Genomic DNA, 24,238 nt, shown 5'->3' with positions numbered 1-24,238 from the left:
GGTACTCCTTGAAACTTCGGGGAAACGGTGCGTTAGCGGGTGACGATGCGGGCGTCCTGCGGGCGCCAGCTCAGGCTGAGCTGCTCGCCCTGACGGAGCCCGGGGAGGTCTCGTTCGGCGACCAGGCTCGAGACCGACACTTTGAGCGGGGTCTCCCCCGCGCGCAGGTGCAGCTGCCACTCCTCACCCAGGAACACGAGGTTCTCAACCGTGGCCGGGATCCCCGTGCCGCCCCGCGTGACATCCACGCGCTCGGGGCGCAAGAGCAGGGTGCCCGGCGAGGCGTGTGCGCCGGTTTCGGCGCGGACGCCAACGACCTGGCCCACTCCGGGAATCTCGACGGTCGCCTCCTCGCCGGCGACCCCTGCGGGGACGGTGACGTCGAGCAGGTTGCAGCTGCCGATGAAGCCGGCGACGAAGCGGGTCTCCGGGGCGTTGTAGATGCGCTCCGGGCTCGCGACCTGCTGCACGACGCCGTTCGACATGACCGCGATGCGGTCGGACATTGTCAGTGCTTCCTCTTGGTCGTGAGTGACGTAGATGAAGGTGATGCCGACCTCACGCTGCATGCGCTTGAGTTCAAACTGCATCTCCTTGCGCAGCTGCTGGTCGAGCGCGCCGAGCGGCTCGTCGAGCAGCACCACCTTCGGGCCGGAAACCACGGCGCGCGCGAGGGCGACGCGCTGCCGCTGACCGCCCGAGAGCTGGTCTGGTTTCCGGTCCGCCAGGTGGGCCAGCTTGACGAGGTCGAGCGCCTCGGATGCCCGGCGGTTGGCTTCCGCCTTGGGCACCCGACGCACGCGAAGCTCGAACACGACGTTGTCGAACACCGTCAGGTGCGGAAACAGCGCGTAGCTCTGGAAGAGCATGTTGAGGTCACGGTTGCGCGTCGGCACGTCGGTGACGTCCACGCCGCCCAGGTGCACTCGGCCGTCGGTGGGCGTTTCAAACCCGGTGATCATCCGCATGAGCGTCGTCTTGCCGCAGCCCGAGGGGCCGAGGATCGAGAAGAACTCGTTCTCGGCGATTTCGAGGTTGAGCGGTTCGACCACGAGGTTCTTCCCAAATGTCTTGGTCAGCCCCTTCAGCTCGACGGCGGGGGTCGCCGTGATGGTGTCCGTGTGCGGGGTGCGTGTCTGCGTGTCCATGATCCTCAGCTGTCTCCGGTTTCCGACTAGGAGGCCTTTACTCGCGTCCAGCCATCCTGGTAGAACTTCATTGCCGCGCCCGGGTCGACGATGAAGTCGGCCTCCGCGATCTGCTCTTCCGTGGGGTAGACGGCCGCGTTCGTCAGCAGGCCCTTGTCGGTGATGAACTCCTGTGCACCCGTGTTCGGCGTCGCCATGCCGCCATCGTTCGTCGCCATCGCGGCGATCTCGGGCTGGAGCAGGAAGTTGATGAACTTGTACGCAGCGTCCGAGTGCGGGGCCCCCTTCGCGATCGAGAGGCCGTCAACCCAGAGGCTGCCGCCCTCCTCGGGGATCACGTAGTGGACGTCTTCGTTGTCCGCGACGATCTTGGCGGTGCTGTTGCCACCCCAAGCCTCAGAGATGCAAGCGTCGCCATTTGCGACGAGCTCGCCGTAGTTGGTCGAGTTGTAGCCGGCGAGCAAGCTCTTCTGCTCGATGAGCGACTCGGTGGCCTTCGCGATCTCCTTCTCGTCCTTGCTGTCGGCGCCGTAGCCGTTGACCTGCAGGCCCGCGATGTAGGCGGCGAGCATGTTGTCCAGCATGTAGACCTTGCCCTGCCACTTCGGGTCGAACAGCGACTCCCAGCTCGTGATCTCTTCGCCACCGGTGCAGGTGGAGTTGTACAGCAGGCCGGTAGTGCCCCAGACCCACGGCACTGAGTGCTTCATGCCGGGGTCGTAGCTCGGGTCAGCAAACTTCTCGGCGATGTTCTCGAGGCCTTCGAGCTTTGAGTGGTCAAGCGGCTCGAGCAGCTCCTGGCCGACGAGCTGCTGCACGGCGTACTGGCTGGGCTGGACGACGTCGTAGCCCGAGCCGCCCGCGGCGAGCTTCGAGATCATCGTCTCGTTGCTGTCGAAGTTGTCGAGGTTGACCTTGATGCCGGTCTCCTCGGTGAACGCGTCGATCACTGTCTGGGGGATCTCGCCGTCCCAGGCGTAGATGTTGAGTTCCTTCGACGGCGCGGCATCGCCGCCGGAGGTGCCGCCGCTGCAGGCGGTGAGCGCGAGAGCGGCGACGATGCCGACCGTTGCGAACGCAATCTTCTTCATGGGTATTCCTTTCAAAGGGGTGAACGGGGTGAGTACGAGGGGCGCTACGAGCGGGAGTCGACGAGGATGCGACGCATCTGCCGGATCCCGACCGAGAGCACGATGACGAGGGTGAGCAGGATCAAGAGCGCGCCGAGCGCATTGATGCTGGGCGTCAGGCCGGTCTTGAGGCTCGAGTAGATCTTGAGCGGGAGGGTCGTCGAGCCGACGCCGCTGAGGAACGTCGACATCACGATGTTGCTGAACGAGGTGGTGAAGCTCAGTAACCAGGCCGCCATGACCGCGGGCCGCAAGAGCGGGAAGTACACGCGGGTGAAGGTCTGCCACGGGGTGCAACCGAGATCGGTCGCCGCCTCGGGCAGACTCGGATCGAGCATCGATGCCGAGCTCATCAGCACGAGCGTCGCGAGCGGCAGGGCCACGATGAGGTGGCCGAGCACGAGCGTCAGGATCCCGAGCGGAACCTTCGTCGAGCTAAACACGCTCAGCAGCGCCACGCCCAGCACAATCTCGGGAACGATCAACGGCAGGGCGATCATGCCGATCATCGCGGTCTTGCCCTTGCCCCGGTAGCGCTGGAGCCCGAGCGCGAACATGATGCCGATCGCGGTGGCGAGGGTCGCGGCGAGCACGCCGACGATCGCGCTCGTGCGCAGGGTGGTCATGAGCTGCTCATCCTGGAACAGGTCGACGTACCACTGCAGCGTCAGGCCCTCGAAGCGGGTACTGGTGCCGGCCGCGTTGAACGAGTACACGATGACCGCGCAGATCGGAATGTAGAGGAATACGAATACGGCGCGCGCAATGCCGTTCACCATCCGGTCCATGAATCAGGCACCCTTCTTGCGGTTCGGCTTCTTCAGCGCGAGGCCGATCAATGCCATAGAAATCAACATAAGGACGAGGAGCACCATCGACACTGCGGCGCCCATCGGCTGGTTGCGGAACTCGGTGTACAGCGTGACGATCAAGTTGCCGACGAGCGGATCCTTTCCACCGCCCAGGAGCACGGGGATCACGAAGACGCCCATCGTGGGGATAAAGGTCAGCATCGCTGCCCCGAGGATGCCGGGCATGCTCAGCGGCAGGATGACACGGCGGTGCACGCCCCACCAGCTGCAGCCGAGGTCAGTGGCCGCCTCGCGCAGCGACCCGTCGATCGAACGCATCGACGCGTAGATCGGGAAGATGGCGGTCGGCAGGAACGAGTAGAGCAGTCCCAGGATCACCGCGGTGTTACTCGGGATGAGCGAGAAGCCGCTGATGCCGAATATCCCGAGCACCCCGGCGATCGGTCCCCCCGAGCCCAGGATCGTGATCCAGGCGAAGGTCCGCACGAGGAAGTCCGTCCAAAACGGAATGATGATGAGGAGCAGCAGGAAGCCCTGGCGCCCCTCGGGGCGGGACACGATGTAGTACGAAGTCAGGTAGCCGATGACGACGCAGACGAGCGTGTTGAGGGCGGCGAGGCCGATCGAGTACAGCATCGTCTTCGAATAGACGGGATCGAGCAGCTTGAGGTAGTGCTCAAGCGTGAATCCGCCGATGATGCCGCCGTAGTTGTCGGCCTCCGCCACGCTGTTCCGGGCCACGATAAACAACGGCAGGATCCCGAGCAGGACCACGGTCGCGATCCCCGGGATGAGAAGAAGCAGGGAGCCTCGGGTCGGGCGGCTCTTTCGGCCGAGTGCGATGACTCGTGTCGTCGAGGTCACTTCTCTCCTTCTGGCGTCGGCGGCAGGGTGTGCGTTCTCAAGTGTTTCCCACGCGCCCAGTCCGCCACGAATCGAACACCGTCGGAAACCGTGGAATCCGCGCCCGATATGCGTGGAGTTCGCGACGGGGTCTATTCGGCGGCCGCCCATTCAGTCGCCGTGGACTCGGAATGGGCGCGTTCTGCCTCGGGATTCCGGGATCGAGCCCGGACCACGAAATCTAGAGTCGGCCGAGGTCCCTCGCGACACGACGTACCGCGGGCACGTCGGCCGGAGCCCAATCGAGGTCCATCAGCTCGGACGGCGCGAGCCAGCGCGCATCGACGTGCTCAGTCAGGGCCGGCTCGGCTTCGCCCGCTATGAGTGTGCAGTAGAAGGTCGTCAGCACGATCGTGCCGAACGCCTCTTCGTGCTCGGTCGTCTCGATCCGGTCCCCGACCGTGACCGCGGCACCCAGCTCCTCGACGATCTCGCGCGCGAGCGCGGCCCGGGGCGGTTCCCCCGATTCGACCTTGCCGCCCGGGAACTCCCACCGGCCGGCCTGGCTGCCGCCGGGGCCTCGCTGGGCACACAACACCAGGCCGCCACGGACGATCACCGCGCCCACCACCTCGATCCGTGTCATCTGGCCAGCCTATGCGGAAGCCCCATGCGCCCTCGCCCCCGACTTCCCGGTATTCTCGGGAGAGTGCCTCCACCCGAGCGAGGCGACCAGACGTGAAAGAACCCCGTGAGCCAAGCCGTCCCCCTCGCAACCGATCAGGTATGCCGTGACTACGGCCCCGTCCGCGTGCTGTCGGACGTCTCGATCGCGCTGCACGCAGGATCCATCCACGCGCTGCTCGGCGAGAACGGCGCGGGGAAGTCGACGCTGATCAAGATCCTGGCCGGAGTGATTGAGCCGAGCGCCGGGGACATCGTGCTCGGCGGCGAGCGCCGCCGCTTTCGTGGAGTACGAGACGCGCAGTCGGCCGGCGTCGTCGCGCTGCCGCAGGAGCTCGCGCTCGTGCCGACGCTCGGGGTGGCCGAGAACATCTTCCTGGGCATGCCAGCGCACGGCCGCGGCGGGATCCTGCGCCGCCGCTCGCTGAACGCGGCCGCCGAGATCGAGCTGGCGAAGCTGGGGCAGCGGCTGCCGCTCGACGTCCCCGTTGGCGAGCTCTCCGCGGTGCAGCAGACCATGGTGGCGCTCGCGCGCGCCCTGGCCCGCGATGCCCGTATCCTCATCCTGGACGAGCCGACGGCCGCGCTCACCGACACCGAGGCGGAGCAGCTCTTCGCGGTCCTGCGGCGGCTGCGCTCGGCCGGCACCGCGATCCTGTACGTCTCGCACCGCTTGGACGAGGTCTTCGCGCTCGCCGACACCGCGACGGTGCTGCGCGGCGGTGCGCACGTGTGGACGCGACCGATTGCCGAGACCTCGCTCGATGAGGTCGTCACCGCGATGATCGGGCGCGAGCACGGCCAGGTGTACCCTGCGCGTGCCGCCGGCCTCCCGGAAGACTCCCCCGTCGTGCTGCGCACCCACACACTCACCGGCCGCACCCTCGACGGCGTCTCGATCGAGGCCCGCGCCGGCCGGGTGCTCGGCGTCGCCGGCCTCGCAGGTGCTGGCCGCAGCGAGCTGCTGCGTCTCATCGCCGGGGCCGAGCGGCCCGCGAGCGGCAGCATCGATCTCTCGGGAACCGATGTGACGCGCCTGCGCCTCGCCCGCCGGATGGACGCCGGCATCGTCCTCGTGCCCGAGGAACGCCGCAGCCAGGGGCTCGTGATGAACGCGACGATCCTGCAGAACATCGCCCTTGCCGACCCTCGCACGCTCAGCACCCTCGGCGTAGCCTCGCCTCGCCGCGAGCGCAAAGCTGCCGAGCGGGGCAAGACCGATCTCGCGATCTCCGCCATCTCGGTGCAGCAACCCGTGGCGGAGCTTTCGGGCGGGAATCAGCAGAAGGTCGTGCTCGCGAAGATGCTCGGGCGAACCCCGCGGGTGCTCCTGCTCGACGAGCCGACCCGCGGCATCGATATCGGCACGAAGTCCGAGATCTATCAGCTGATTCGCGACCTCGCGGACAGCGGCGTCGCCATCGTCGTGGTGTCGAGCGAGCTGCCCGAGCTCATCGGCGTCGCGGACGAAGTATCCGTACTCTCGGACGGCCGCCTGGTCGACACCGTTCCCGCCGCGTCCCTCACCGAGGCATCGCTGCTCCATCTCTGCACGAGGACATCCGCATGACGACGACCGAACGCACCGCAGCCCCCGCACCCCGCGCAGCTCGCCGCAACGCCACCGCGCGCCTCGCCTCGTTCGGCACGCTGATCGGCCTCGTGGGGCTCATCGCGCTGTTCGCGATCCTCAAGCCGCAGGCGTTCCTCACCCCGCTGAACTTCTCGAACATCCTCGAGCAGCTCGCCATCCTCGCCATGATCGCCGCCGTCCAGACGGTCGTGATGGTCGTCGGGGACTTCGACCTCTCGGTCGGCGCGCTCGCGAGCCTGACCGGCGTGCTCACCGCCCAGCTGCTCGTCGCGGGGCTGCACCCGGCGCTGGCCATCGCCGCCGGGCTGGCCGCGGGCCTTGTCGCCGGTGCACTCAACGGCTTCCTCGTCGCCTACCTCGGCCTCTCGGCGTTTATCGCGACGCTCGCGACCATGACCTCCTTCACCGGCCTCGCGCTCCTCATCTCCGAGGGCACCACGGTCTTCGGGCTGCCCGACACATTCGTCTGGCTCGGCCAGGGCAAGCTTGGCCCCATCCCGGTACCGGTGGTGGTCGCGATCCTGCTCGCCCTCACGGTCTGGTTCTTGCTGTCCCGCACCGTCCTCGGCCGGCAGTGGTACGCCGTCGGCGGCGGCCCCGAGGCGGCGCGCCTCACGGGCGTGAACGTGAAGCTGGTGCGCTTTAGCGCGTTCCTCGTCTCGGGTGCGGGCGCGGCCCTCGCGGGCATTGTGCTCACGGCCCGGCTCGCCTCGGCGCACCCGAACGCCGCCGACCCGTTCATGCTCTCCTCGATCGCGGCCGTCTTCCTCGGGATCACGCTGTCGCGCGCCGGCACGCCGTCGATCGGCGGCACCGTCGTCGGCCTCGGTATCGTCGGCGTGCTCGGCAACGGCCTGAACATCCTCCAGGTCAACAGCTACGTCCAGCAAGTGCTCACCGGCGTCATCATCGTGCTCGCGGTGAGCCTCAGCCGAATCAACAAGCGCGGGCGGCTGTAGTGGCCGACCCCGTCATCGTCGGCCTCGACTTCGGCACCTCCGGCGTCAAGCTTGCGGCGGTCTCCCCCGACGGCACCACCCTGCTGAGCGCGTTCGCTGGGTACCCGACCATCACCGGTTCAGGCATCGCAGGGTCCGCAGAGCAGGATCCCGCTGACTGGTGGGCGGCCGCGCGCACGGTGTGCGGTGAACTCGCCGGGGCGGGGCTCGCCGACCGCGTCGTAGCGCTCGGGGTCACCGGGCAGATGCAGGACCTGGTGCCGGTTCGCACTGGCACGCAGGCTCTTGCGGGCTCGGCGGTACGCCCGGTGCTGCTCTACTCTGACACTCGCGCCGGCCTCGAGCACGCCGCGCTCGTCGACCGGCTGCCCGGCTGGGAGGAACGCACCGGAAACCACCAGGACGTCTCGAACGTTGCGGCGAAAATCTCGTGGCTTGCGGCGCACGAGCCCGCGACGCTCGCCGTCGCGACCCACCTCCTCTTTGGCGCCCACAGCTACATCGCCTGGCGCGCGGCGGGAACCACCGCCGAGGCGGCGCTCTGCGACGTCGTGACGGCCTCCACCACCGGGCTCCTGAACATCGAGACCCGCGACTGGGACGCCGAGGTTCTCGCGGTTTCGGGCGCCCGCTTCGATCAGCTTCCCCGGCTGTCCGGATCCGGCCCCGAGTCTGTCGCGGGCGCCCTCGACCCGGCGGCGGCGGCAGAGCTCGGCCTGCCCGCGGGCATCCCGATCGCGCACGCCACCGGCGATGCGGGCGCGACCACGGACGGGCTCGCGGGCTCCACCCCCGGCGACGCCTACCTCTACCTCGGCGGATCGGGCTGGCTCGCCGCGGTGACCCCCGCCGCCGAGCCGGGCTCGCCCCAGGCCGAGCCCTCCCCGATCCACTCGCTCGTGATGCCCGGCTGGGATACCCGCCTGCGCATCGGTGCGGTGCAGTCCGCCGGCTCGGCGTCGGCCTGGGCGCTCGAGACCTTCCTGCCGGGCTGCGACTTCGCAGTCGCCGAGGCGCGCATCGCCGCCCGCGTCAGCGATCCGGCGGCACTGGCCGCGCGCCCGCTCGTGCTCCCCGGCCTCGGCGGCGAGCGCACCCCAGTGCGCGACGGCGCGCTGCGCGGCGCCTTCGTCGGCGTGACCGAGCAGACCACCCCCGAAGACCTCTACCTCGGGGTCCTCACCGGGGTAGCGATGGGGCTGCGCCACGCGTCCGATGCGATGGGGATCACCCAGGACCGACTTCCCCTCGTCGGCGGCGGCTCGGACAGCCCCGCCTGGCGGCAGATCTGCGCCGACGTCTTCGGCGCCACGATGGTGACGGGCGACACCGCGGGCAGCGCCGAGGAAGACCCCGGCAGCCGCTCCGCCGCCCGCGCCGCGGCGGACGCCATCGGGCTCAGCCACCAGATCGAGCCGTTGCTGTCCGCGCACGGGACCGCCGGCAGGATCCTGACCGAGACCCGGCCCGGCCCCGCCCGCGGGCCGCTCACCGAACGCCTCGCCACTCACCGCGCGCTCTACGCGGCGCTGACCCCCACCTTCCACCAGCTCACACGCTGAGCTCACCCCGACCCCCACCCGAACAGGAGCACCATGAAGACGTTTACCCGGATCGCCACGGCCAGCCTCGCGCTCGCCGCAGGCCTCGCGCTGACCGGCTGCGCGAGCGAAGCGACCCCCGAGGGCGCGGGCGACGACGCCCTCACCGTCGCCGTCGTGACGCCGTACCTCGGCAACGCCGCCACCAAGGAGGTCATTGACCTCTTCGAGGAGGAGGGCAAGAGCCGCGGCTGGAACGTCAGCGTGGTCGACACCGCCGGCGACATGAACAAGCTGAACAGCGCGTTCCAGGACGCCGCGGCGCAGCAGCCCGACGCCATCGTGCTCGGCATGGGCGACCCGACGCAGCTGTCGCTCGGCCTGAAGTCGGCCGCCGACGCGGGCATCCCGGTCTTCGCAATCGACGCCGCACCCGCCGAGGGCATCGCCGCGAACGTCACGAGCGACAACATCGATCTCGGCGAGCAGAGCGCCACGGCCCTCATCGACGCGATGGGCGGATCCGGCTCGGTGGTCATGCTGACGCACGACCCGCACCCCGGGGTGAAGGCCCGTGCCGAGGGCGCTCGCGCGACCTTCGAGGCCGCCGGCATCACCATTCTCGAAGAAAAGCACGTCAACGTGCCCGGGCCCGTCGATGACGCGCGCGCCTCGGTGCAGGACCTGCTCTCGACGGCCGGCGACAAGTTCACCGGCATCTGGGGCGGCTGGGACGAGCCCGCGCTCGGCGCCACCCAGGCGCTCGACGCGGCCGGCAAGACCGGCATCTCGGTCGTCGGCGTCGACGGCCAGGACTTCGCGCTCGCCGAGATCAAGAAGGGTGGCCCCTTCGTCGCGACGGTGAAGCAGGACTGGCCCGCGATCTCCAAGCAGGTCGCCGAGCTGATCCAGGCCCAGGTCGTGGACGGCCAGGCGCCGACGAAGGCTCAGGTCGAGCTCCCCGGAACGCTCGTCACGAAGTAGCGCGCATCTTCAAACGGGGCTCGGCGGACTTGCGCCGGGCCCCGTTTGTGCGTCAGCGAGGAGTCGCACCCGCGCACGTCGCCGAGAAGTCTCAATCTGCGGCTTCCAAGTAGGCGGTCTCAGATAGCTAGCGCAACACTCTTCCGGAAGGACGTGTGTTGTGGGAATAAAGATCCCCTGGGAAATGCGGGCAGCTGCGTATGGGCTGCTCATTCGTGGAGTTTCCGCGCAGGATATCCATACTGAGCTGGGGTTGAGCGCGACAGCGGTGAAGCGATGGGCAATGCTTGCTGGCATGAATTTCATTTCTCCAAAGCTGGGTGGCGGGGTCGTCTCTATGCCGATGAGTGCGACGATTCCGGCCGCGCAAGGCCAGTCATATCGTCGACTGACGTTGGCTGGCCGGTCGTTTATTCAGGTGGCGCGGTCGCTGACTCTGCCGCTCGGGGTTCGGGAAATTGCTCGGGAACTCAAGGTGAGTCCATCGACCGTGTCACGCGAGATCAGCAAGCACGTTGTTGAGGACTGGGGAGACGAGCATTACAACGCTGAGCTCGCCCACTACCAGGCGCTGGTGTTGCGGCCCCGTCCTCGGGCGGGGAAACTCACTGCCCCTGAGCTGCGGGCCGAGGTCGTGGCACGATTGAACGACAAGTACTCGCCTGAGCAAGTCGCGGGCGAGCTACGCCTCGAGTTCCCCGACCGGCCGGAGATGCACGTGTCCCACGAGACGATCTACCAGGCACTCTACGTTCAGGGCAAGGGAGCGCTACGGCACGAGCTCACGGTTGAGAAAGCGTTGCGGTCGGGGCGCACGACACGCAAACCACAGTCAAAGCTTCCCGCCCGCAACAGTCGTCCCTGGCTTGAGGGCGCCCGTTTGAGTGAGCGTCCTGCGGAGGTGAACGATCGCGCGGTTCCCGGGCATTGGGAGGGGGATCTGGTGGTTGGTCCGGGGAACTCGGGCATCGTGACCCTGGCAGAGCGGACCACACGCGCCACGTTGATCGGTCGTCTCCCGGGCAGGCGTGACAGCGCGACCGTCATGGACGTGTTGTCGAGCATGATCCAGGGCCTCCCGAAAGAGCTGATGCGCACGATCACTTGGGATCAAGGGTCTGAAATGGCGTCTCACGCGAAGTTCACGGTCGCGACGGGCTGCCCGATCTATTTTTGTGATCCACACTCGCCTTGGCAGCGCGGAACGAACGAGAACACGAACGGGCTGATTCGGGATTTCTATCCCAAGAGCACGAACTTCAATGAGGTCAGTGACGAGGAACTCGCGGAAACGCAGCGGCTGCTCAATATTCGGCCCCGCCGCATTCACGGATATCGCAAACCAGCTGTCATGCTGGACGAACTCATTCGCAGTGTTGCGCTAACAACCTGAGACCACCGTAGCTGAAGCAGCAGATTGCGACGCCTCGATGAGGGAAGCGGCGAGATTGAGGGCGGCGAGCCGTTACTGGAACACGTGTACCGGGATCGGGGTTCCACGCATCACCGGCACCTCGAGCACTGTGCCCCGTTTCGTCCCCTCTGGCACGACCACTACCCCTGGGAAAGGCCGTTCCAGTCCCGTCGCCTCATCGGGCAGCGCACGGTCCGGGACGAGAGCCGCGATGAGCATCGGCCTGTCTGAAATGCCCGAGTAGCCCAGACCAGATCCGCTCTGATTGAACAGGCGAATCGAGCCGCAGCTGCCCCCTGCACCCTTGTCGGCCGTGCTCGCCACGAAGCAGACGTTGCCGTCCGCAGTGCGCGCGGCCCAGAGGCTCACTCCTTCATACTCGCCCAAGTGTCGAACACTATCTGCGACGTAGCGCGACGGATCCGCGGGGTCCAAGTGTTCAACGAGGTACGCGGGCGGCTCATCCGTGGCGGTCCTGGGCTCGTTCAGCAGGGCAAGGTCGGGAGTCATCCCATGGTTGTTCCATACCAGGCCCTGGTATCGGGCAGTCGGAAGAGTCACCGCGATCGCCCCGATCAGCGCCGCGCTAACCGCGAGTACCGCGACCAGAGGAATCCACGCCTTCGGCTTCGCGTCCAAGTTGGGCTCCCTCGCTCAAGCAGGGCGCAACAGAGCACCGAGCTGTAGCTCATCTCAACAACTATGGGGAATCCTGTCAATGGTCTATGGCATGCGAGCAGCACCGAAGTGTGACGCCCGCTTACCTGGCCGCTGGCGCGCACCCAGGCCGCGGAGCACCATAGAGCCATGAGCAGCGCCACCACCTCCGCCGAACCCGGCTGTACCATCCCCACGCCCGCGCAGCTGCGCCGGGACCGCACGAGCGTGAAGTGGACCCGCTACCCCGCGGACGTGCTGCCGCTGTTCGTAGCGGAGATGGACTTCGAGGTCGCGGCCGAGGTGCGCGAGACCCTGATCGAGCGCGTGAACGCATCCGACTTTGGCTACATCGGCGACGCGGGCCCGCTCGCGCCGGCCTTCGCCTACTTCGCGCGCGACCGGTGGGGCTGGGACGTCGACCCGGCGCACGTCCACGTCACCACCGACGTGAGCGTCGGCATCGTCGAGACCTTCCGGCACGTGCTCCCCGCGGCTGGCGGCCGCATCGCCGTCACTACCCCGGTCTACCCCTCGTTCTTCGAAATGCTCGAGGAGCTCCCGATCGAGATCGTCGAGATCCCGCTGGCCCAGCCCGCCGGCGCCGAACCAGGCGCGGTGCGCCTCGACCTCGCGGCCCTCGAACGCTCGGCCGCCGACGCGGACGGCCTGGGCGGGCTCGACGGGATCCTGCTGTGCAACCCGCACAACCCTCACGGGCTGCTGCACACCGCCGATGAGCTGACGGCGCTGGCCGAGCTCGCCACACGCCACAACGTGTTCGTTATCTCCGACGAGATCCACGCACCGCTCACCCACCCCGGCGAGACGTTCATCCCGTTCGCCCCGATCGCGGCCCGCGCCGCCACCCCGTCCATCACGGTGACCTCGGCGAGCAAGGGCTGGAACCTCGCGGGCACGAAGTGCTCGGTCATGGTGGCCTCAGACGAGGCGAGCGACGCGGTCATCCGAGCCTTGCCGCCGGAGGTCCCCTTCCGCGCGAGCATCCTGGGGCTGCACGCAAACACCGCCGCGTTCCGCGATGCCCGCGGCTGGCTCGACAGCACGATCGACCAGATCACCGCGAACCTCGACCTGCTCGAGCGCCTCCTCACCGAGCACCTCCCGGCGGCCCACTTCGTGCGGCCCCGCGCCGGGTACCTCGCCTGGGTGGACCTGCGAGCGGCCGGCTTCGGCGACAACCCCCACGGCAGGATCCTGTCAGAGGGGAAGGTGGCCCTCGGCGACGGCGCCGATTTCGGCGCCCCGGGCCGCGGCTTTGTGCGCATCAACGTCGCCTGCGCCCCGGAGACCCTGCGAGAGGCGATCGAACGGATCGCCCGGGTCGCCGCAGGCACGACCCCGTCACCGATTCCCCCGGGAGCATCCGCATGAGCACCGTCACCGAGGCCACCCGGCCCGCCAGCGCATTGAGCCCCGAACACGACTGGGACGGGTACGCCTTCGAGACCCGCCAGGTGCACGCCGGCGCGGAGCCCGACCCCGCGCACGGCCTGCGCGTGCCGCCGATCGCGCTCTCGGCGGGCTACGTCTTCGACGACTTCGACGACGGCGCCGCCCGCTTCAGCGGGGACTCCCGCGGCCCGATCTACTCGCGCCAGGGCAATCCGACGAACGCCGTGGCCGAGCGCCGCCTCGCCTCGCTCGAGGGCGGGGTCGCGGCCGTCGCCGTCTCGTCCGGGCAGGCCGCTATCAGCGCGGCGCTCTTCGCGCTCGCCGGGGCTGGCGAGCACATCGTCTCGACCGCCTCGATTTACGGCGGCACCCGGATCCTGTTCGGGCGCAGTTTTCGTCGGTTCGGGATCGACGTGTCGTACGTCTGGGACTCGGCTGATGACGCCGAGTGGGAGCGCGCGATCACGCCCCAGACCCGCGCGATCTACACCGAGACCGTACCGAACCCGCTCGGCGACATCACCGACCTGTCGCGCATCGCGGAGGTGGCGCGTCGGCACGGCCTGCCCCTCGTCGTCGACAACACGGTGGGCACCCCGGCGCTCATTCGCCCGATCGAGCACGGGGCGAACATCGTCGTGCACTCGAGCACGAAGTTCCTCACCGGCAACGGCGCCGCGGTCTCGGGCATCATCGTCGACGGCGGAAGCTTCGACTGGGACGCGACCGGTGACCGCTACCCGCTCGTCACGCGGGCCCCGCGGCCGGGCGTGCGCTCGCTGCGCGACCGCTTCGGCGACGCCGCCTATGCGCAGGCCGCGCGCGAGGCCGTCGTCAACGACATCGGCCCGAGCCTCTCGCCCTTCAACGGGTTCCTGCTGCACCAGGGCCTCGAGACGCTGTCACTGCGGATGGAGCGCCACGTCGATTCCACGCTCACGATCGCCGCCTGGCTCGCCGAGCAGCCCGAGGTCGAGGCCGTGCACTACGCCGGCTTGCCGGAGCATCCGCTGCACGCTCTCGCCCAGCGGGATTATGCGGGCCGCACCGGATCGGTGTTCGGCGTGACCGTGCGCGGGGGCGTGGACGGCGCCCGCGAGGTGTTCAACGGCGTGCGCGTGTTCTCGCGCATGACCGGCATCGGCGACACCCGCTCGATGATCCTGCACCCGCGCACGTCGACGCACGCGTCGTTCGACAACGAGACGAACGAGCGGCTCGGCATCGAGCAGGGCCTGCTGCGCTTGTCGGTCGGCCTGGAGTCTCCGGACGACCTGATCCGCGACCTGCGGGGCGCGCTCGACCGGCTGGCGTAGGGCAGCCGCACGAGCTCGAGCTAGAGCTCGATCCCAAACAGGTTCGGCTCGGGCACCAGCACGACGCCGAACTCCGACTGCACGCGCTGCACGACGAGGCGGGCAAGCTGCGCCACGTCCGCCGCCGTCGCATTTCCCTGGTTGGTGAGGGCGAGCGTGTGCTTGGACGAGATTGCGGCGCCCGAACCGGGCAGCCGATAGCCGCGCGAGATGCCGGAGTGCTCGATCAGCCAGGCCGCCGAAAGCTTGACCAGGTGCGGCGGCTCGGGCTCGGGCACCCGCAGCGGCACACCAGCGGCGAGCTCGTCGAGGCTCGTCACGGCGGGCGCCGGAACCGGGTCGGCGATCGGGAAGCGCGGGGCGTTCGCCGGGAGGGTGCGCGCGAACCGCTCCGACACGATCGGGTTGGTGAAGAACGAGCCGGCGCTCCACGTGTCGTGGTCGCTGTCGTCGAGCACCATGCCCTTTGACGCGCGCAAGCGCAGCACCGTGCGTCGTAGCTCACGGATCGAGACCCGCTGGCCGATCGTCACGCCGAGCGCGTCAGCGAGCTGGCCGTACGCGATCGGGGCGCTCATGGGGTTCGGTACATCACGGTTCTCGGTGAGCTGCACGTCGATCGAGAGCACGACGCCCTCGAGACCCTGTTTGATCGCCGAGGTGCGGTACCCGAGCTCGAGGTCGGCGGCCGCGATGCGGCGCACCTCGCCCGACACCCGGTCGAGGAAGGTGATCGAGTGCAGGGCGTCCGAGAGCTCCTGGCCGTAGGCGCCGATGTTCTGCACCGGGGCCGCGCCGGCACGGCCCGGGATCCCGGAAAGCGCCTCGAGACCGGACCAACCGCGCTCGACACAAGCCTCGACGAGCGAGTCCCAGTCGTGCCCCGCCTGCACGCGCAGCCGAACCATGCCGTCGGGCACACCGCCCGCCACTAGCTCGATGCCCGAGCTGCGCACGAGCAGCACCGAGCCGGGGTAACCCTCATCGGCGACCACCGTGTTCGAGCCGCCGCCGAGCAGCAGCCAGTCCTCGCCCTCGGCCCAGAGCTGTTGGGCGAGGCGAACGAGATCGTCCGAGGTCTGCGCCTCGAGCACGCGCTCGGCCGGTCCGCCGACCCGCAGGGTCGTGAGTTCGCTGAGCCTCGGGGCGCGCTCCAGGTTCAACAGGTCCTGATCCGTCATCGTCACCTACGCCGAGTGCGGGGCGAAGGCGAGGACGAGCTGCGACTTGCCGAGCACGGTCTGATCGGCGAAGACGACCCGCAGGTCGATCCTGGCCGTCTGTGCCTCAGCGTCGACTGTTCCGACGGTCGCGGTGACGCGCACGGTCGCCCCGCCGTCGGCGTCGACCGGCACCGGCCGCGTGAAGCGGACCTGGTAATCAACGACGCTGCCCTGGCCGCCCAGCCAGTCGAGCACGGGCGATGCCGCGGCGCCCATCGTGAGCATGCCGTGGGCAAGCACGCCGGGCAGGCCGACGGACTGCGCGACGTCGTCGCGGTAGTGAATGGGGTTGAAGTCCCCCGAGGCCCCGGCATACCGCACCAGACGGTCGCGGGTGAAGTGGAGTTCGCGGTCGACGATGACCTCGCCGATGACGAGGGCGTCGAACTTGGGTGCAATGCTCATGCCGCGTCCTCCTCAGCGCCGCGCACCACGAGCGTGGAAATCGCGGTGACGACGTGCGCGCCGGTGGCGTCGCGAATATCGCTCGAGGCAGTCACCATCGAGTGGCCGCCGAGCTGCTTGACCGCGGCAATGGTGAGCCGAGCAAACAGCTCGTCGCCCGCCACGATGGGGCGCGTGTAGGTGAAGCGCTGATCGCCGTGCACCACACGAGTGAAGTCAACGCCGGCCGACGGGTCGGCGAGCAGCTGCTGCAGCGTGAACTCCTGCACCACGACCGCGAAGGTCGGCGGAGCGACCACATCGGGGTAGCCCGCGTGCTGCGCCGCGACCACGTCGTAGTGGACGGGTGACTCACTCATCACCGCGCGCGCAAACTCACGCACCTTCTCGCGACCGACCAGATAGGGCCGCGTTGGAGGGTACGTCTTGCCTTGAATTTCAGGGTTCACCGACACGATCTCAGTCTACCCGGTGTGGCCGGTTTGGGATGTGCCGCTTCCGGTCCGGCGCAATCGCGTCGGGCCCGCGAGTGCGAGCAAACCGGGGCTGAGTGCCGCCTGCACGCACACGCTTGACACCCCCACACCGCCGTCCTACCGTGAGCACAGGGAGGCCGACAATGTCTGAGATCGTGATCGCAGGCGCCGCAGTCGCCGCGGCATCAGCAGCGCAAACGCTTCGAGCGGAGGGCACTTTCGCCAGGACTGAGGGGCACGGCACCCGCGCGCTGACCGGCGTCGCGGCCGACCGCATCGAGGGCGACGAGCGCGTGAGCCCAGAGCTCGCTGATCCGGGCGTTCCGCTCGACCGTCTGGTCGACGCGTGACCGCGGCAGTCGAGGCGGCCATCGAGCACCCCGTTCGCCGGTTTGGCGACCGCAATATCGATCTCTCTCGCCGAATCGCGGTGATGGCGGTCGTCAACCGCACGCCCGACTCGTTCTACGACCAGGGGGCGACGTTCGCGCTCGACGCGGCCGTTGCGGCGGGCGCCGCAGCGTTCGAGGCCGGCGCCGATCTTGTGGACGTCGGCGGCGTGAGGTTCGCGCCTGGCCCGCCTCTCCCGATCGACGAGGAGTGCGAGCGTGTCATCCCGTTGGTGCGCGAGCTCGCGCAGCTCGGTGCCGTCAGCGTCGACACCTTCCAGCCTGAGGTTGCCCGGCGGGCGATCGCCGCCGGCGCCGCCGTCATCAACGACACCACCGGGGTGCATGACCCGGCAATGGCTGACGTGGTCGCGGACAGCGACGCCACACTGGTCGTGGCGCACAGCCGCGCGTCGCCACGCACTCAGCTCCCGATGCCGCACTATGACGACGTCGTGGCCGAGGTCCGCGCGTTTCTCGACGAGCGGGTCGCCCTCGCGGAATCTCGCGGTGTGCCCCGCGAGCGGCTGATCATCGACCCGGGGCACGACCTGAACAAAAACACTCGACACTCGCTTGAGCTGACCCGGCGCCTCGGCGAACTCGCGAATAGCGGGCTGCCGCTGCTCGTCGCGCTCTCGAACAAGGACTTCATCGGGGAGTCGTTGGGGCGCGCGCGGGACGAGCGCCTGCCCGGATCCCTCGCCGCCGCGGTGTACTGCGCGCTGCAGGGGGCACGGCTGCTGCGCGTGCACAACGTCCGCGAGAGCGTCGATGCCGCCCGCATGGTCGAGAGCATCTGGGGCTGGCGCGATTCGGTCGCGCTCGTGCACAACATGCGCCCGGAGGGGAACGAGTGATGACACCTGCGCTCACCCGCGAGGAGCTGTTCGCCGCCTACGCGCTTGCCGGACGCGACGAGCCGAGCATTCGCGTGAACTTCGTCTCGAGCGCCGACGGCGCGCTCACCGTCGATGGCCACAGCGGGGGCCTGGGCGGAGTTACCGACCGACGGCTCATGCAGGTGCTCCGAGCGATGAGCGACGCGATCCTGGTCGGCGCCGGAACTGTGCGCTCCGAGGGCTACGCGGGGGTGCGGCCCGGCGCGAGGGATGCTGCCTGGCGGGCCGACCGGGGCCTCGAGGCGGTGCCGCCGATCGTGATCGTGAGCGGCGACCTCGCGCTCGACCCCGGACTGGGCGTCTTCACCGAGGCCGCGGCGCGGCCAATAGTGGTCACGCACTCGGCCTCCCCCGTCGAGCAGCGCCGCGCACTCGATCCGGTGGCGGACGTGCTCGTGTGTGACCCCGGGGCGAGCGGCCGCGTCGACCTCTCCAACGCCCGCGATCAGCTCGCCGCACGCGGCCTGACGCAACTGCTCTCTGAGGGCGGCCCCCACCTGTTCGGGGCGCTGCTCGAGGCGAACCTGGTCGACGAACTCTGTCTGACCGTCTCACCACACCTGGTGGGCGGCAGTTCAGGCCGCATCCTGCAGGGCGCCGGCGAAGCCGCGAGGCCCTACGTTCTCGCGCACGCGCTCACCGACGACGAGGGCTTCGTCTTCCTGCGGTACACCCGCTAATCGGCACCTCACGCCGCGCACGCACCCGCGGGCAGACGAAAGCCCGAGCAGGATCCGTGGCCGCGGGAAGCGACCGGATCCTGCCCGGGCGTCAGGGGTGTTACTTCTTGCCGCCACCGAGGAGGCCGCCGAGGAGATCGCCCAGGCCACCGCCCGAGTTGTTGTTGCCGCCGCCGAGTAGGCCGCCCAGCAGGTCCCCCAGGCCACCGCCCGTGCTGCTGTTGTTGTCTCCGCCGCCCAGCAGGCCGCCGAGCAGATCGCCGATGCCGCCGCCAGCGGACTCAGCCTGGGCGTTGTTGTCATTGCCCTTCGACATGCTGTTGGCGAGCAGGCCCATCACGATCGGGGCGAGCATCGGGAGAAGCTTGCCGATGATGTCGCCCATGCCGCCGCCGTCCGCCTGAGCGCCCAGTGCCGCGACGACGTCGCCCTTCTTCTCGCCGAACACGTGGCCGACGATCTTCTCGCCGTCCTCGGTGTCGATGGCATTGAGGTCGATCTTCGCCTCGGGCGTCTGGTGCTTGGCGAGCGCGGACTCGAGCTTCTGCGCACCCTCGCTCGACTGCGCGTTGACCGTCATGCCGCCGAGCAGCGCAGGCACCGCCTGCTGAATGGCGGCCTCCGCCGTGCTCTGATCGACCCCGAGCTTCTCGGCAATGTCGCTGACGGGGATGTTCTTCAGGATGTCGTCAAGGTTCATCGTGGCGGTTCCTTCGATATCAGGGCGGGCCGGTGCAGGATTGCTCGGCGCCGAGCGTGTGCTGTGTGCTCAGCGTAATGGCGCGAGTGGTCCGCCCGCTACGCCCGAACTGTCTGCTCCGGCAACGATCTGGTGAAAGGTTTGTTGCTCATATCCAAGGATCACCATTGGCACTCGAATAGGCTTGGGCCCATGTCTCGCATCCGTAAAGTGCTCATCGCCAACCGTGGCGAGATCGCCGTCCGCATTATTCGCGCAGCCCACGACAGCGGGATCGCCTCCGTCGCCGTCTACGCGGACCAGGATCGAGATGCCATGCACGCGCAGCTCGCCGACGAGGCGTACGCGCTGGTCGGCACGACGAGCGCCGAGACGTACCTCGTCATCGACAAGATTCTCGCCGCAGCTCGCCGCTCTGGCGCCGACGCCGTGCACCCCGGCTATGGCTTCCTCGCCGAGAACGCCGAGTTCGCGCGCGCCGTCATCGCCGCCGGAATGACCTGGATCGGCCCGAGCCCCGAGGCAATCGAGCAGCTCGGCGACAAGGTGTCCGCGCGCCACGTGGCCGAGAGCGTCAACGCGCCGCTCGCCCCCGGCACGAGCGACCCCGTCAAGGACGCGTCCGAGGTCCTCGACTTCGTCGATGTGCACGGCCTGCCCGTCGCGATCAAGGCGGCCTTCGGCGGCGGCGGCCGCGGCCTCAAGGTCGCCTACGAGCGCGACGAGGTCGCCGAGCTCTTCGAATCGGCCACCCGCGAGGCCGTGTCGGCTTTCGGCCGCGGCGAGTGCTTCGTCGAGAAGTATCTGGAGAAGCCCCGCCACGTCGAGACCCAGTGCCTCGCCGACCAGCACGGCAACGTCGTCGTCGTCTCGACCCGCGACTGCTCGCTGCAGCGTCGCCACCAGAAGCTCGTGGAAGAGGCGCCCGCGCCGTTCCTCACCGATGCGCAGAACGCCGAGCTCGTGCGCGCGTCGAAGGAAATCCTGAAGGCCGTGAACTACGTCGGCGCCGGCACCTGCGAGTTCCTCGTCGCACGTGATGGCACGGTCTCGTTCCTCGAGGTCAACACCCGCCTGCAGGTCGAGCACCCGGTCTCCGAGGAGATCACGGGCATCGACCTCGTGCGCGAACAGTTCCGCATCGCGGAGGGCGGCGTCCTCGACTATTCCGACCCCGTCCCCCACGGCCACTCGTTCGAGTTCCGCCTGAACGGCGAGGATCCGGGCAACGGCTTCCTCCCCGCCCCCGGCCCCGTTACGCAGTTCAAGGCGGCGAGTGGCCCCGGCGTGCGCGTCGACACGGGCGTTGCCGCAGGTGACGTCATCTCGGGATCCTTCGACTCGATGCTCGGCAAGCTCATCGTGACGGGCGCGACCCGCGAGCAGGCGCTTGAGCGTGCCCGCCGCGCGCTCGACGAGTTCGAGATCACCGGCCTGCCGACCGTGCTTCCGTTCCACCGCAAGATCGTACGCGATCCGGCGTTCACCGCGCAGGACGGCACGTTCGGCGTGTACACGCTCTGGATCGAGCAGGAGTTTGAGAACGATATCGAGCCTTGGGAGGGTGAGGTGCCGCCGCTCGGCGTCGCCGCGAGCCGCCAGAGCGTCGTCGTCGAGGTCGAGGGCCGCCGCGTCGAGGTCACCATGCCGACCTCGCTGCTGCCTCTGTCTGACCTCGAGGTCACTCGTGGTCCCGCTCCCCGCCGCGCGCACGGCAGCTCGGTCGCCACGGCAACCGGCGACTCGGTCTCCGCGCCCATGCAGGCCACGGTCGTCAAGATCGCGGTCGAAGAGGGCCAGCAGGTTTCCGCCGGCGACCTCGTCGTCGTGCTCGAGGCGATGAAGATGGAGCAGTCGATCTTCGCGCACCGTGATGGCATCATCAGCAGCATCAACGCCGAGGCCGGCACGACCGTGCCGAGCGGGCACGTGCTGCTCTCGGTGATCGACGCGGAGTAGCGCGGAACCCTACGCTTCGGCCCCGGGCCTCTCGTCACGGTTTGGCGCGAGGTCCCCACATCGAATGGCTGCCTGCACCGCGAGCCAGCACTCTGCGGTGTCTTCCATCGCCGAGAGGTCCCGGTCGATGATCTTCTCAATGCGGGAAACTCGCGCGATCAGCGTCTGTCGATGCACGAAGAGTCGTTCTGATGCTCGCACCCAGCTGCAGTTTTCTTCAAGAAACACCCTGAGTGTGTGCGTGAGCGAGGTCCCCCGCTGCTGGTCGTAGGTTTGCAGCGGGCCCAGCACTTGCCGCGCAATATGCCGTAGTTGCTCAGTGCTGTTCGGCAAGAACAATGAGGCGTTCTCGTGCTCCTCAAAGTGCATCACGCGACCGCTTTGATGGTTCCGGATCAGGGCGCTGCGGGCCTGCCGCAGCGCGGGCTGCAACTCTGCCAGCCCGAGAAACGTCGCACTGACTCCGATACGCGTCTGCTCGTCAGCGAGCGCAGCCAGCGCCTCCTCAAGCGCGTCGTTCCTTCCGGTCAACAGCAGCACCTGCGCGTCCTTGGTGGTTGCGAGTGCAGGGATCCTGAGCATCGCAAAGGTCGCGTGTGCTCGGTCGATCGTCGCGAGCGCTCCCTCACTCTGCAGCACCGCGAGGAAATAGGGCGGCAGCACCCCATGCGCGGCCACGAGATTCTCTGCGGGTCCGCTTGCCACTGAATCGTCGCAGAGGTCCGCGAGCAGGAGTGAGCCATGCAACCACTCACTGCGATGGTTTGCCGCCTGTATTGACAGCGCGCTACTCACGATGCTGGCGACATGCTGCAGGAGGGTGCGATTCATCGTGTGCGGGTACTCGAACTTCAGCTCGGGGCTTGCGGGAGCATGGGTCGCAATTGCGACAACGCCCGTCGCGATGCGCTGCATCGTCCCTGGTGCATTCGAGATGCCGAGACTGCCGCGTTGGTGAAGCGTCAGCGGCCCGCCCAGCATTTCACCGAGCGCATCGAGCAGGTCTTCAATCGGGGCACTATCCGGGTGAGCCGCGAGTGCCGCATACATTTGCTCGGTCTGCTGGACTCTGGCAGAGCGGCCCTGCTGCACGCTCTCCGCCACGGCCTTTCCCACCACCGCAAAGGGCACGTCATGCTCTGTCTGCAGCACAGGAAACCCTAGTTCCGCAGCGTGCTCAAGCGCCTCAGCGGTGAAGGGAACTTCGATGAGTTCCGGGTCGACCGTCACCGCACTGATTCCCGCGGCGTACATGCCGTCGAGGTACGTGCACTGCTCGGCGGTTGTCGCCGGAACCCCGATCCCGGTCGTCATCACGAGCGTGCCTGCCCCAAGCCATCGCCCTGGCTCTGCGAGCTCGCAGACATGCGCCCAGGTGATCGGCCGGTCCTCCCCCACCCCCGGGGTCAGAGATACCGTGCGCGCGATGGGAAGCTCGATGAGTGACTTGACCGTGAACTTCATGCGTCCCGTTCCGCCGCAGCCGTGAGGTCCGCATCGAATTGCGGCGCGCGGGAGTTGTCGCGAAGCGACATCCCAACGTCCACAACTTCCATGCGCGTTCCTCCTCGAACTGCCATCGCTGCTCATCTCATCGTAGGCAGGACTGAGCCCGAGCGGGATCCATGCGCACTCGCTGCCGCCAAATCCCTATCTTCGTACGATGTCGAGAGCGGGCTGTATACGAAGCTATGAAAGATCGCTGACGCGGTAACGAAGCGGTCACAGGGGCCATGGTCTGGGTGAATTTCGCTGGTAGCTTCAGGGCAGCCGCCGGGCGAACTGATCCGGCTGGTCGACTGAAACCACCGATGAGCACCGACCGAGTTGCCGGGTCGTCGGTGATATCCATCACGATGAAGTGAGGAAGCACATGTCCACTGTGAACAACACAAAAGCTCGACGAGGCCTGGGTCTGGTCGCTGGCGCGGCAGCCCTCGCGCTGACTCTGGTCGGCTGTAGCGGAGCCTCCGAGCCGGAGCCCGCAGCAGATCACAACCTTGGCACGCCCGTCGCCGGTGAGATCAAGGCCGGCGCGCTCGACGGCGTCACACTCACGTTCGCCGGGTCCGGCGGAGTCTTCCAGGACGGCCAGACCGAAGCACTCTGGGACCCGTTCGCGAAGGCTTCCGGCGCGACGATGAACCAAGACGCGTTCGATGCCGGGAAGCTGAAGGCCATGGTGGACGCCGGCAACGTGAGCTGGGACATCGTGAACACGACGCAGTTCGACACCGCCCGTGGCTGCGGAACCCTGTACGAAGAGATTGACTACAGCCAGATCGATATTTCGAAGGTGCCCGAGGGCACGATCACCGACAAGTGCATGGTTCCTCAGATTCTGTATGGCCTCGTTGTTGTCTACAACACCGACAAGTTTGGGGACAACCCGCCCACGAGCGCCGCCGACTTCTTCGACACGGAGAAGTTCCCCGGGAAGCGCACCGTGAGCCAGTCCACCTACGTCGATCCTCAGACGGTCGAGTTTGCTCTCACGGCGCAGGGCAAGGACGTCACCGATCTGTCGACTGACGACATCGAAGGCGCCTTCGACATGTACAAGGATCTCGGCGACAACGTGATCGGTTGGACCACTGGCGCGCAGGCGCAGCAGCAGCTTGAATCCGGAGAAGCGGTGATGGGTCTCGTCTGGTCGGGCCGCGGCTACGGAGCCGCAGCGGCCGGGGCACCGGTTGCACCGATGTGGGACCAGTGGATGATCATGGTCGATTCGAACGGCATCCCGAAGGGTGTCAAGGACAAGCAGGCCGCCTTCGCAGCGGTGAACTACTCCATCGGCGCCGAGCAGCAGGCCAAGATGAGCGAGCTCACCTCGTACGGCGGGGTGAACATTGACGCCAAGCCGAAGCTGGATAAGCAGCTCGCTGAGTGGATGACCACCGAGCACCTGGATACCGGAATCGCGCCCAACGTCGACTTCTGGGTCGAGAACTACGATGCACTCTCTGCGGCATGGGCCGGCTGGGCGACCGGAAACTAATCACC

General features: G+C 68.0%; 23 protein-coding genes. 12 read left to right on the top strand and 11 right to left on the bottom strand.

Annotated features, from left to right (window positions below; genetic code table 11):
* Positions 1 to 32 precede the first annotated feature (32 nt).
* From JW030_RS01870 to JW030_RS01850, 5 genes are all read right to left on the bottom strand, one after another.
* On the bottom strand, positions 33 to 1,148 hold the full coding sequence (locus tag JW030_RS01870) for an ABC transporter ATP-binding protein (protein ID WP_188046705.1): 1,116 nt from the start codon (positions 1,146 to 1,148) through the stop codon (positions 33 to 35).
* A gap of 26 nt (positions 1,149 to 1,174) precedes the next feature.
* Entirely contained in the window at positions 1,175 to 2,239 is a 1,065-nt protein-coding gene (locus tag JW030_RS01865) for a PotD/PotF family extracellular solute-binding protein (protein WP_188046706.1), read from the bottom strand.
* Between the two features lie 44 nt (positions 2,240 to 2,283).
* Positions 2,284 to 3,066 carry an ABC transporter permease gene (locus tag JW030_RS01860; protein ID WP_188046707.1) on the bottom strand — a complete coding sequence of 261 codons (783 nt, stop codon included), beginning with the start codon at positions 3,064 to 3,066 and terminating at the stop codon, positions 2,284 to 2,286.
* 3 nt (positions 3,067 to 3,069) lie between these two features.
* A complete protein-coding gene (locus tag JW030_RS01855) occupies positions 3,070 to 3,954 on the bottom strand; it encodes an ABC transporter permease (protein WP_241095506.1) in 885 nt (294 codons plus the stop codon).
* 220 nt (positions 3,955 to 4,174) lie between these two features.
* Positions 4,175 to 4,579 (bottom strand): (deoxy)nucleoside triphosphate pyrophosphohydrolase, encoded by a 405-nt coding sequence (locus JW030_RS01850; protein WP_188046708.1) that lies wholly within the window; start codon positions 4,577 to 4,579, stop codon positions 4,175 to 4,177.
* A gap of 105 nt (positions 4,580 to 4,684) precedes the next feature.
* Between JW030_RS01850 and JW030_RS01845 the strand changes: the two genes are divergently transcribed.
* The 5 genes from JW030_RS01845 (at position 4,685) to JW030_RS01825 (ending at position 11,088) form a co-directional block, all read left to right on the top strand.
* Positions 4,685 to 6,187 (top strand): sugar ABC transporter ATP-binding protein, encoded by a 1,503-nt coding sequence (locus JW030_RS01845; protein WP_188046709.1) that lies wholly within the window; start codon positions 4,685 to 4,687, stop codon positions 6,185 to 6,187.
* Positions 6,184 to 7,170, top strand: coding sequence for an ABC transporter permease (locus JW030_RS01840; RefSeq protein ID WP_188046710.1), 987 nt, complete (start codon positions 6,184 to 6,186; stop codon positions 7,168 to 7,170). The genes JW030_RS01845 and JW030_RS01840 overlap by 4 nt, the downstream gene beginning before the upstream one ends.
* Positions 7,170 to 8,732 carry an FGGY family carbohydrate kinase gene (locus JW030_RS01835; protein WP_188046711.1) on the top strand — a complete coding sequence of 521 codons (1,563 nt, stop codon included), beginning with the start codon at positions 7,170 to 7,172 and terminating at the stop codon, positions 8,730 to 8,732. Before JW030_RS01840 ends, JW030_RS01835 begins: the two co-directional genes overlap by 1 nt.
* A 33-nt stretch (positions 8,733 to 8,765) precedes the next feature.
* Positions 8,766 to 9,695, top strand: a complete 930-nt coding sequence (locus JW030_RS01830; protein WP_188046712.1) for a substrate-binding domain-containing protein — start codon at positions 8,766 to 8,768, stop codon at positions 9,693 to 9,695.
* Positions 9,696 to 9,990: 295 nt separating this feature from the next.
* A complete protein-coding gene (locus JW030_RS01825; RefSeq protein WP_206348613.1) occupies positions 9,991 to 11,088 on the top strand; it encodes an IS30 family transposase in 1,098 nt (365 codons plus the stop codon).
* A 72-nt stretch (positions 11,089 to 11,160) separates the two neighbouring features.
* Here the strand turns inward: JW030_RS01825 and JW030_RS01820 are convergent, their stop codons facing one another.
* A complete protein-coding gene (locus JW030_RS01820; protein WP_206348612.1) occupies positions 11,161 to 11,619 on the bottom strand; it encodes a hypothetical protein in 459 nt (152 codons plus the stop codon).
* 297 nt (positions 11,620 to 11,916) lie between these two features.
* On the opposite strand from JW030_RS01820, the gene JW030_RS01815 reads away from it, so the two are divergent.
* Both JW030_RS01815 and JW030_RS01810 read left to right on the top strand, forming a co-directional pair.
* Positions 11,917 to 13,161, top strand: a complete 1,245-nt coding sequence (locus tag JW030_RS01815; protein WP_188045968.1) for a MalY/PatB family protein — start codon at positions 11,917 to 11,919, stop codon at positions 13,159 to 13,161.
* Positions 13,158 to 14,498 carry an O-acetylhomoserine aminocarboxypropyltransferase/cysteine synthase family protein gene (locus JW030_RS01810; RefSeq protein WP_188045969.1) on the top strand — a complete coding sequence of 447 codons (1,341 nt, stop codon included), beginning with the start codon at positions 13,158 to 13,160 and terminating at the stop codon, positions 14,496 to 14,498. The genes JW030_RS01815 and JW030_RS01810 overlap by 4 nt, the downstream gene beginning before the upstream one ends.
* 20 nt (positions 14,499 to 14,518) lie before the next feature.
* On the opposite strand, the gene JW030_RS01805 is transcribed toward JW030_RS01810, so the two are convergent.
* From JW030_RS01805 to JW030_RS01795, 3 genes are read right to left on the bottom strand one after another with little or no spacing between them, the layout of a single operon-like run.
* Positions 14,519 to 15,679 carry a UDP-N-acetylmuramate dehydrogenase gene (locus JW030_RS01805; RefSeq protein WP_188045970.1) on the bottom strand — a complete coding sequence of 387 codons (1,161 nt, stop codon included), beginning with the start codon at positions 15,677 to 15,679 and terminating at the stop codon, positions 14,519 to 14,521.
* 6 nt (positions 15,680 to 15,685) lie between these two features.
* Positions 15,686 to 16,126 (bottom strand): MaoC/PaaZ C-terminal domain-containing protein, encoded by a 441-nt coding sequence (locus JW030_RS01800; protein WP_188045971.1) that lies wholly within the window; start codon positions 16,124 to 16,126, stop codon positions 15,686 to 15,688.
* Positions 16,123 to 16,581 (bottom strand): MaoC family dehydratase N-terminal domain-containing protein, encoded by a 459-nt coding sequence (locus tag JW030_RS01795; RefSeq protein WP_188045972.1) that lies wholly within the window; start codon positions 16,579 to 16,581, stop codon positions 16,123 to 16,125. Before JW030_RS01795 ends, JW030_RS01800 begins: the two co-directional genes overlap by 4 nt.
* A 164-nt stretch (positions 16,582 to 16,745) precedes the next feature.
* Here JW030_RS01795 and JW030_RS01790 point away from each other — a divergent pair, with 164 nt between their 5' ends.
* The 3 genes from JW030_RS01790 to JW030_RS01780 are packed head-to-tail and all read left to right on the top strand — an operon-like array spanning position 16,746 to position 18,573.
* Positions 16,746 to 16,952, top strand: a complete 207-nt coding sequence (locus tag JW030_RS01790; protein WP_188045973.1) for a hypothetical protein — start codon at positions 16,746 to 16,748, stop codon at positions 16,950 to 16,952.
* A complete protein-coding gene (folP, locus tag JW030_RS01785; RefSeq protein ID WP_241095505.1) occupies positions 16,949 to 17,851 on the top strand; it encodes a dihydropteroate synthase in 903 nt (300 codons plus the stop codon). Before JW030_RS01790 ends, folP begins: the two co-directional genes overlap by 4 nt.
* The gene (locus tag JW030_RS01780; protein WP_188045974.1) at positions 17,851 to 18,573 is read left to right on the top strand and encodes a pyrimidine reductase family protein; all 723 of its coding nucleotides are present in this window, start codon (positions 17,851 to 17,853) and stop codon (positions 18,571 to 18,573) included. Before folP ends, JW030_RS01780 begins: the two co-directional genes overlap by 1 nt.
* 100 nt (positions 18,574 to 18,673) lie before the next feature.
* Here the strand turns inward: JW030_RS01780 and JW030_RS01775 are convergent, their stop codons facing one another.
* Entirely contained in the window at positions 18,674 to 19,273 is a 600-nt protein-coding gene (locus JW030_RS01775) for a DUF937 domain-containing protein (protein WP_188045975.1), read from the bottom strand.
* 192 nt (positions 19,274 to 19,465) lie between these two features.
* Here JW030_RS01775 and JW030_RS01770 point away from each other — a divergent pair, with 192 nt between their 5' ends.
* Entirely contained in the window at positions 19,466 to 21,232 is a 1,767-nt protein-coding gene (locus JW030_RS01770; protein WP_188045976.1) for a biotin carboxylase N-terminal domain-containing protein, read from the top strand.
* Positions 21,233 to 21,241: 9 nt separating this feature from the next.
* Here JW030_RS01770 and JW030_RS01765 read toward each other — a convergent pair whose 3' ends face one another.
* Positions 21,242 to 22,696 carry a PucR family transcriptional regulator gene (locus JW030_RS01765; protein WP_188045977.1) on the bottom strand — a complete coding sequence of 485 codons (1,455 nt, stop codon included), beginning with the start codon at positions 22,694 to 22,696 and terminating at the stop codon, positions 21,242 to 21,244.
* A 409-nt stretch (positions 22,697 to 23,105) separates the two neighbouring features.
* On the opposite strand from JW030_RS01765, the gene JW030_RS01760 reads away from it, so the two are divergent.
* On the top strand, positions 23,106 to 24,233 hold the full coding sequence (locus JW030_RS01760) for an extracellular solute-binding protein (protein WP_188045978.1): 1,128 nt from the start codon (positions 23,106 to 23,108) through the stop codon (positions 24,231 to 24,233).
* Positions 24,234 to 24,238: the final 5 nt, after the last annotated feature.

The sequence above is a fragment of the Leucobacter sp. CX169 genome (genome assembly GCF_017161405.1).
GTDB lineage: Bacteria > Actinomycetota > Actinomycetes > Actinomycetales > Microbacteriaceae > Cx-87.
This window is presented reverse-complemented; position numbering and strand designations above follow the sequence as displayed.